Below are 8,907 nucleotides of genomic sequence, written 5' to 3'. Positions count from 1 at the left end.
GAACATCCTGTTCAGGGCCGATCTGTCGAAATACGTCGCGCACCGGCCGAGCGTCCTCTACTGGGTCATGCAGCCCGGCGCCGACGTCGGCGGCATCGGCATGGGTCTGGTTCGCATGGTGCGGCCGTGGGATGAGTGGCTGATCGTCTGGGGCTACGACATCAACCAGCCGCCGCCGGAGGTAACGCCGGAACTGGCCACCGAGGTCGCGCGTCAATTGGTCGGAGATTCCGCGCTCGAGATCGAGCTCCTGGGCGCCAACACCTGGACGGTGAACAACTGCTTCGCCACGCACATGCAGAAGGGGCGGGTGTTCATCATGGGCGACGCCGCGCACCGGCATCCGCCCTCGAACGGGCTCGGCTCGAACACATCGATCCAGGATGGGTTCAATCTCGCCTGGAAGCTTGCCAAGGTCGTCAAGGGGCAGGCGGGCATCGGGCTTCTGGATAGCTACTCTGCCGAGCGCGCACCGATCGCGCGCCAGATCGTGACGCGGGCGAACCAGTCCATTGCCGAATTCGGACCGATCTTCGAGGCGCTCGGCATGGATGGCGGCGTCGATCACGACAAGATCCAGAGGAACATGGAGGCCCGCGCCGACGCGACGCCCGCGGCCGAAGCGCAGCGCGAGGCGCTCCGCAAGGCTATCGCCTTCAAGAAGTACGAGTTCGACGCCCATGGCGTCGAGATGAACCAGCGCTATGCGTCCGGCGCGGTGGTGACCGACGGCCAGCGCGAGCCGGCATTCGAGAAGGATCGCGAGCTGCACTATGCGCCAACGACGTGGCCGGGCGCGCGCTTGCCGCATGTCTGGGTGTTCGAGCGCTCGGGCAGGAAGGTCTCGACGCTCGATCTTTGCGGGCATGGCGAGTTCACGCTTTTGACCGGTATTGGCGGCGAGGCGTGGGTCGCCGCGGCGGAGACGGTGGGCGCGGAGCTCGGTCTGCCGATCCGCAGCCATGTGATCGGCCCGCGCCGCACGATCGAGGATCATGCCGGCGACTGGGCCGGCGCGCGGGAGATCCGCGACACCGGCTGCCTGATCGTCCGTCCCGACCACCACGTCGCCTGGCGTTCCGAAACGCTCGCGGCCGATCCGGCGTCCGAACTGCGCCGGGTCTTCAAATCCGTTCTGGCGCGCTGAGGAGGATCGCATGATTGACGAACACGAATCCGGCTATTTCACCGAGGCGAACTCGGCCGAGGTCGTCGTGGCGCGCAACAGGAACGCCAAAGACGAGCGGCTCAAAGAGGTGATGGAGGTCATCACCCGAAAGCTGCACGAGGCGGTGAAGGAGATCGAGCCGACGCAGGAGGAATGGTTCGGCGCGATCATGTTCCTGACGCAGACGGGCCAGATCTGCAACGAATGGCGGCAGGAGTACATCCTGCTGTCGGATGTTCTCGGCGTCTCGATGCTGGTCGATGCGATCAACAACCGCAAGCCGTCGGGTGCCTCGGAATCCACGGTGCTGGGGCCTTTCCACGTCGCCGACGCGCCCGAATTGCCAATGGGATCGAACATCTGCCTCGACCAGAAGGGCGAGCCGATGTTCGTGCATGGCCGCATCCTCAATACCGAGGGTAACCCGATCGCAGGCGCCAAGATCGACGTCTGGCAGGCCAATGACGAGGGTTTCTACGACGTGCAGCAGAAGGGCATCCAGCCCGACTTCAATCTGCGCGGGGTGTTCCGCACCGGTGCGGACGGACGTTACTGGTTCCGCGGCGTGAAGCCCAAATACTACCCGATCCCGGATGACGGTCCGGTCGGCAGGCTGCTGGGCGCGCTAGGCCGCCACCCCAATCGTCCGGCGCATCTCCACTACATCGTCGAGGCCGAGGGCTTCGACGCGCTGACCACGCACATCTTCGATCCGGACGATCCGTACATCGATTCAGATGCCGTCTTCGGCGTGAAGAAAAGCCTGCTCGCCGAATTCCGCAAGGTCGAGGACGCCGAAGCCGCGGCCAGGGTCGAGGTCGCGGCGCCGTTCTACGACGTGGAGTTCGATTTCGTGCTGTCGCGCAAGGGAGGAAACTGATGGCCGCACTTGAGAAGATGTTCGATGTCAGAGGCAAGTCGGTGATCGTCACCGGCGGCGCCAGCGGCATCGGGCAGGCCTATTCCGAGATCATGGCCGAGCACGGGGCGAAGGTCTGCATCTTCGACCTGAACCCTGCCGGGCTGGAGAAGACCGTGGCGGCGATCAGGGCGGCGGGTGGCGATGTCTGGGGCCAGGTCGTCGATGTCGGCGACCGTGCGGCCATGGCGGCCGCCTTCGACAAGGTGGCCGAGAAGGCCGGCTCGATCGACGTCGTGTTCGCCAATGCCGGGATCGACGCCGGGCCGGGCTTCAACACCCCGACGGGCGAAAGGAACCCCGAGGGCGCCATCGAGAACCTGCCCGACGAGCACTGGGACAAGGTGATCGAGATAAACCTGACCTCGGTCTACACCACGATCAAGCATGCCGTGCGGCACATGAAGCCGAATGGCGGCGGCCAGATCATCGTCACGTCGTCCATCGCCTCGCTGATCAACGAGAGCATCGTGGGTACACCCTACATGCCCGCCAAGGCCGCGGTGAACCATCTCGTTCGCCACATGGCGATGGAGCTCGGCGCCTACAACATCCGCATCAACGCAATCCTGCCCGGGCCGTTCATCACCAACATCGCCGGCGGCCGGCTGCGCAATCCGGCGGACCGCAAGGCCTTCGAGGCCCAGTCGCTCATCGGCCGGATCGGTGACCCTGAAGAGATCAAGGGCCTGGCGCTCTATCTGGCGTCGCCGGCCGCGTCCTACGTGACGGGCTCGCTGATCGTCATCGATGGCGGCTCGCTGCTGAGGATGACCTGAACAAGCTTTGAACTGAGACCGGTCCCGTGGGCCGGAGAAACTTAACCCAGGGAGGAACCGACAATGACCTACTACAACAAACTGGTGAAATCGGGCTTGCGGCCCAGCCGCCGAAGCGTCCTGAAGGGGATTGGAGCCGGCGTTGCCGCCAGCACGCTGGGCATGCCGACCTATCTGCGCGCCGCGACGGCGGGGAAGATCAAGCTCGGCTATCTCAGCCCCACGACCGGGCCGCTCGCCCTGTTTGGTGAAACGGATGGCTACACCTTGCAGAAAATCCGCGCCCTGCTCGGCGGCCAGCTGCAATGTGCCGACGGCAATACTTACGAGATCGAGATCCTCGATCGCGACAGCCAGTCCAATCCGAACAAGGCATCGGAAATCGCCGGCAACCTCATCCTGAACGACGAGGTGCATCTGCTCGTACCGGCCTCGACCACCGACACGATCCTGCCCGCGGCCGAGCAGGCCGAGCTTTATGAGACCCCCTGCATTTCCTCCGGTGCTCCCTGGCAAGCGGTGATCATGCCGCGCGGCGGCGGCAAGCAGACCTTCGGCTGGACCTATCATTTCTTCTGGGGCCTCGACGAGGCGCTGAACACCTTCGTCGGACTCTGGAGCCATCTGGAGACCAACAAGAAGGTCGGCATGCTGTTTCCGCAGAACATCGACGGCGAGACCTGGGGCAACGACGAATATGGCTTGCCAGCGCCGACCCGCAAGGCCGGCTACGAGGTCGTGGTGCCCGGCTATTTCCAGCCCCGCACCAATGATTTTTCCGCACAGATCGCCGAGTTCAAGAAGCAGGGCTGCGAGATCATCGGCGGCATTACCTATCCGGACGATCTGAAGACCTTCGTCACCCAGTGCAACCAGCAGGGCTTCAAGCCGAAGGCGGTCACGGTGGCGGCGGCACTCCTGTTCCCGGGGGGTGTCGAGGCCATGGGTCCTCTAGGCAACGGCATGTCCTCGGAGGTCTGGTGGACACCGGCGTTCCCGTTCAAGTCGTCGCTGACCGGGCAGGTCAGCAGCGACATCGCCAGCCAATGGGAAGTCGATTCGAAGCGGCAGTGGACGCAGCCGCTGGGCTATTCGCATGCCTTGCTCGAGGTCGCGCTCGACATCCTGAAGCGCTCTTCCAATCCGCTCGATCGCACAGCCAACCGAGACGCCCTGGTCGCTACCGATCTGCAGACGCTGGTCGGTCATATCAAGTTCGACGGCTCGCCCCACAAGAACATCTGCAAGACGCCGATCTTCGGCGGCCAGTGGGTGAAGGGCGAGAAATGGCCTTATGACCTGAAGATCGTCGACAACACGGTCAATCAGCTCTTCGCGCCGCAACAGGCTATTCAGCCGATCGCCTGGTGACATGAGCGGGGACGCGGGCAGAGTCATGGGTAGGGAAATCCTGCTGAAAGCGCACGGGGTGTCGAAGTCCTTCGGCGCTGTCCGCGTCCTGCATGACGTGACTTTCGACGTGCATCGGGGCGAGGTGCTGGGCATCCTCGGCCCGAATGGGGCGGGCAAAACGACGCTGTTCAACATGATCAGCGGCGACTTGAAGACGTCCGGCGGCGAGATCCAGCTCGGCGACACCGCACTCCGCGGCGAGCCGCCCTTCCGGCGCTGCCAGATGGGGATCGGGCGGACCTATCAGATCCCGCGTCCCTATTCCGGCATGACCACCTTCGAAAACCTGCTGGTCGCCGCCGCTTTCGGCGGCGGCCGGTCCGAGAAGCAGAGCTATGCTTTCTGCGCCCAGGTCCTGCGCGAGTGCGAACTCTCCGACAAGGCCAATGTCTCGGCCGGCGCTCTCACTCTGCTCGACCGCAAGCGGCTGGAGCTGGCGCGCGCGCTGGCGTCGGATCCGAAGCTGCTGCTGCTGGACGAGATCGCGGGCGGGCTGACCGACGATGAATCGAAGGCGCTGGTGGCGCTGGTGCGCCGCATCCGCGACCGCGGCATCACCATCGTGTGGATCGAGCATGTGCTGCACGCATTGCTGGCGGTAGCCGACCGGCTCTTGGTTCTGAATTTCGGCGAGAAGATCGCGGAAGGCGTGCCCGCCGACGTGATCGCGCTGCCTGAGGTCCAGCGCGTCTACATGGGGATCGAGGGATGACGGCCGTTCTTTCCACCCACGGGCTGTTGGCCCGCTATGGCGACTTCCAGGCGCTCTACGGCGTCGACATCGAGCTGCACCAGGGTGAGGCCGTGGCCTTGATCGGCGCCAACGGGGCCGGAAAATCCACCCTCCTGCGTTCGATCATGGGCCTGCTTCCGGTCGGGCGCGAGATGGTGCTGCTGCACGGTGAGCCGGTCGGCGGCACCGCCACCGACCGCATGGTGCAGAAGGGCGTCGCCATCGTGCCGGAGGGCCGCCGCCTCTTCACCGGCATGTCGGTCGAGGACAATCTGCGCGTCGCCATCGACCAGGCCGCGCGCATGGGCGCCAAGGGCGGATGGACGCTGCCGCGTCTGCACCAGCTGTTCCCGATCCTCAAGGAGAAGGCTCGCACCCAGGTGCAAAGCCTCTCGGGCGGGCAGCAGCAGATGGTGGCGATCGGCCGCGCGCTGCTCTGCCAGCCGCGCGTGCTGCTCTGCGATGAGATCAGCCTTGGTCTCGCGCCCAAGGTGATCCGCGAAATCTATGCCGCCTTGCCCGAAATCCGCGCCACCGGCACGGCGATGATCGTGGTCGAGCAGGATGTCGGCCTCGCCCGGACCGCCACGGACCGCCTCTACTGCATGCTGGAGGGCCGCGTGACCCTGACCGGCAGGTCCGCCGAAATCACGCGCGAGCAGATCGGCAAAGCCTATTTTGGAGCGGGCCATGGAGTGGTTTGACGCCTTGGTGCAGGGGGTCCTGCTGGGCGGCATGTATGCCCAGTATGCACTCGGCATGGCGCTGATGTTCGGCGTCATGCGGATCGTCAACATCAGCCATGGCGATCTGGTGATCCTTTTGTCGCTGATCGGCATCTCGATCGCCACGGCTTGGGGTCTGGGACCGCTGCCGGTGCTGATCGTGCTGGTGCCGCTCGCGGTGCTGATGGGCTGGGTGCTGCAGAAGGCCGTGCTGAACCGCGTGGTGGGCAGCGATCCGCTGCCCTCGCTGATCGCGACCTTCGGACTGTCGATCGCGCTGCAGAACCTGATGCTCCAGATATGGTCCGCGAACAGCCGATCGCTGCCCGGCCATGGGATCGAGAGCCAGTCCATCGAGATCGGCGGCATCTATGTCGGTCTCCTGCCGCTGATCGTGCTGGCCGTTGCCACGGGCCTGACAGGAGGCCTCGACCTGACGCTGAAGCGCACGCGCTTCGGTCGCGCGCTCCGCGCCGCGTCGGCCGATGTCGAGGCGGCGGCGATGACCGGCATCAACCCGCGCGCCGTCTATGCGATGGCGACAGCGGCGGCGGTCGGCATTCTCGGTTTTGCAGCCGTCTTCCAGGCGCTGCGGTCGACTGTTGCTCCGGCCGACGGACCTGCCCAGCTGATCTACGCGTTCGAAGCGGTGATCATCGGCGGCATGGGGACGGTATGGGGCGCCTTCGTCGGCTCGATGGTGCTCGGCATCTCGCAGGCCATCGGCTTCCGCATCGATCCGGGCTTCGGCGTGCTTGCCGGACATATCGTCTTCCTGGTCGTGCTGGCGACCCGCCCACAGGGCCTGTTCGGAAAGGCATTGTCATGAGTGCGATTCCCTATGTGGCAACAACCGAGGTGCCCGAGGTCGTGGTCCAGCGCCAGACCCGGTCCGGTCGCATCGCGATGACGCTGGCGGTGCTGGCCATGATCGCTGTCGCTGTCATGCCGTGGTGGGCTTCGACCGGCACGATCCGGTCGGTTCTGGTGCTGTGCTGCTATATCGCCGTCGCGCAGATGTGGAACCTGCTCGCCGGCTATGCCGGCCTCGTCTCCGTAGGCCAGCACGCCTTCATGGGCGCCGCCGGCTATGCGCTTTTCGTGCTGGCGCAGACCTACGGCATCAATCCGTTTGTGGCGGTCTTCCTGTCGCTCCTGGTGCCGGCCGCGCTGGCCGTGCCGATCTACCTGCTGCTGCATCGCCTGGATGGCCCCTATTTTTCGATCGGCACATGGGTGGTGGCCGAGGTCTTCCGGCTGACCGCCTCGAACCTGCCGCTCGTCAATTCCGGCGCGGGCATGTCGCTTCGCGTGATGAAGGACTATTCGGCCTTCGAGCGGAATGTCGCTATGTCGCTGCTCTGCGCGGGGATGCTGCTCGTCACGCTGGGCGGCAGCTATTGGCTGCTTCGCTCGCGCTTCGGCCTTGCGCTGATCGCCATACGCGACAATCCGGTTGCGGCTGCCAGCCAGGGCGTGAATGTCGTGAAGCTACGCTTCCTGATCTATGTCGCGTCAGCGGTCGGCTGCGGCCTCGCGGGCGCGATCTATTTCATGGCGCAGCTGCGCATCACCCCGGGTTCGGCCTTTGATCCGATGTGGGCGAACGTCGCGATCTTCATCGTCATGGTCGGCGGGATCGGGTCCATCGAGGGCGTTCTGATCGGATCGCTGATCTTCTTCATCGCGGACCGCTGGTTCGGCGAATATGGCGCAACCTATTTCGTCGTCCTCGGCCTGATGACGCTTCTGGTGGCGCTCTACGCCCGGACGGGCATCTGGGGCCTGATCTCGAAGCGGTGGGATGCACCATGGTTCCCGATCCGACGCAAGCTCGTCGACCCCGAACCGCTGACGAGGAGGATTTCATGAAAGCCGCCATCTTCGATAAGGTCGGCGTCCCACTGCGGATCGGCACGGTGCCGGACCCGACGCCAGCCCCGGACGAGGTCGTCTTGCGTGTCGCCGCTTGCGGCATCTGCGGCAGCGATCTGCACATCACCGAGGATCCGGTGCCTTTCGGCATCGAGGCAGGCTTTGTGCTCGGCCATGAATTCTCCGGTGACATCGTCGCGGTCGGATCGGAGGCAAAGGGCCTTCGGATCGGTGACCGGGTCGCTGTCGTGCCGATGCGCGGTTGCGGACACTGCGAGGCCTGCGAGCGCGGCGATCCGGCGCGCTGTCACGAGATGGAGCTGATCGGCGGCGGCTATGCGCAATACGCGACCGTGGCCGCACGCCAATGTCACATCCTGTCCGACGATGTAGCACTCGAGGATGGTGCGTTGGCCGAGCCACTGTCGGTCGCCCTGCATTGCATCGTCCGTTCGGGCATGAAGCCGGGGGATCGGGTCGCCATACTGGGTGCCGGGCCGATCGGACTGCTCGTCGCCTTCTGGGCGCGGCGCATGGGGGCATCGCGTGTCGTGGTGGCCGACATCCACGGCCATCAGCGCGAGCGTGCGCTTGCTCTCGGCGCGACCGGCTTCGCGCTTTCCGGCGAAAAGCTGAGCGAGAACCTCACCGATCTCTGCGGCGGAGCGCCCGACATCGTCTTCGAATGCGTTGGCAAGCGTGGCCTCATCGGCGCGGCGGTCGAGGCGGTCCGGCTGCAGGGCACGGTGGTCGGGGTCGGCCTCTGCATTGGTGGAGACCAGTGGGACCCGTTCGTTGCGCTGACGAAGGAAGTGAACCTGCTGTTTTCGGTCTTCTTCCATCAGCGCAACGAATTCGGCGTCGCCCTCGATGCGCTTCGAGGCGGACCTTTCGCACCGCAAACTCTGGTCACCGACCGGATCGACCTCTCGCCGGTTCCGCAGATATTCGAGAGCCTTCGCCGCCGCACCACGCAATGCAAAGTGCTGATCCAGCCGGACCTTGTTTGAGGAGAGTGAAAAATGGCCGTTCAATTCGAAACGCTCGAATACGATATCGATGGCACGAAAACGGTGGTGATGGCCATCGGTAGAGGCAAGCCCGTGCTGTTCCTGCACGGCGCCTCGACGCTTGAAGGCTTCGACTTTGCCGAGGGCCTCGCGGACCGTTTCCGCGTGCTCTGCCCGAGCCATCCGGGCTTCGGCTTTTCTGGCCCGGCGCCGCATGTCGCTACGATGTCCGACATGGTTTTACACTATCTGAATCTGCTCGATGTTCTCCGTCTGCCGGAGAAG

General features: G+C 64.8%; 10 protein-coding genes. All 10 read left to right on the top strand.

Annotation, left to right across the window (positions count from 1 at the left end; genetic code table 11):
- Nucleotides 1-1,147, top strand: a 1,147-nt coding sequence (locus ENZ75_RS11790; protein ID WP_128278111.1) for an FAD-dependent monooxygenase, incomplete at its 5' end; no start/stop codon positions are given.
- Nucleotides 1,148-1,157: 10 nt separating this feature from the next.
- Complete coding sequence (locus tag ENZ75_RS11785; protein ID WP_063167503.1) at nt 1,158-2,048, top strand: intradiol ring-cleavage dioxygenase; 891 nt, start codon at nt 1,158-1,160, stop codon at nt 2,046-2,048.
- Entirely contained in the window at nt 2,048-2,866 is an 819-nt protein-coding gene (locus ENZ75_RS11780; protein ID WP_013533089.1) for an SDR family NAD(P)-dependent oxidoreductase, read from the top strand. The genes ENZ75_RS11785 and ENZ75_RS11780 overlap by 1 nt, the downstream gene beginning before the upstream one ends.
- Before the next feature lie 63 nt (nt 2,867-2,929).
- A complete protein-coding gene (locus tag ENZ75_RS11775) occupies nt 2,930-4,237 on the top strand; it encodes an ABC transporter substrate-binding protein (RefSeq protein ID WP_063167504.1) in 1,308 nt (435 codons plus the stop codon).
- A 25-nt stretch (nt 4,238-4,262) separates the two neighbouring features.
- On the top strand, nt 4,263-4,991 hold the full coding sequence (locus ENZ75_RS11770; protein WP_063167505.1) for an ABC transporter ATP-binding protein: 729 nt from the start codon (nt 4,263-4,265) through the stop codon (nt 4,989-4,991).
- Complete coding sequence (locus ENZ75_RS11765) at nt 4,988-5,716, top strand: ABC transporter ATP-binding protein (protein ID WP_013533086.1); 729 nt, start codon at nt 4,988-4,990, stop codon at nt 5,714-5,716. Before ENZ75_RS11770 ends, ENZ75_RS11765 begins: the two co-directional genes overlap by 4 nt.
- Nucleotides 5,703-6,566: a branched-chain amino acid ABC transporter permease gene (locus tag ENZ75_RS11760; protein ID WP_013533085.1), complete on the top strand. Its 864-nt coding sequence runs from the start codon at nt 5,703-5,705 to the stop codon at nt 6,564-6,566. The genes ENZ75_RS11765 and ENZ75_RS11760 overlap by 14 nt, the downstream gene beginning before the upstream one ends.
- Nucleotides 6,563-7,609, top strand: a complete 1,047-nt coding sequence (locus ENZ75_RS11755) for a branched-chain amino acid ABC transporter permease (protein ID WP_063167506.1) — start codon at nt 6,563-6,565, stop codon at nt 7,607-7,609. Before ENZ75_RS11760 ends, ENZ75_RS11755 begins: the two co-directional genes overlap by 4 nt.
- Complete coding sequence (locus ENZ75_RS11750; RefSeq protein ID WP_063167507.1) at nt 7,606-8,622, top strand: alcohol dehydrogenase catalytic domain-containing protein; 1,017 nt, start codon at nt 7,606-7,608, stop codon at nt 8,620-8,622. Before ENZ75_RS11755 ends, ENZ75_RS11750 begins: the two co-directional genes overlap by 4 nt.
- A 12-nt stretch (nt 8,623-8,634) precedes the next feature.
- The coding region (locus tag ENZ75_RS11745) for an alpha/beta hydrolase (protein WP_164887787.1) at nt 8,635-8,907 on the top strand (273 nt) is incomplete at its 3' end.

The sequence above is a fragment of the Mesorhizobium sp. M7A.F.Ca.CA.002.04.1.1 genome (assembly GCF_004022805.1).
Lineage (GTDB): Bacteria > Pseudomonadota > Alphaproteobacteria > Rhizobiales > Rhizobiaceae > Mesorhizobium > Mesorhizobium ciceri.
The sequence above is the reverse complement of the archived record's forward strand: the minus strand, read 5'-3'. Positions and strand labels throughout refer to the sequence as shown.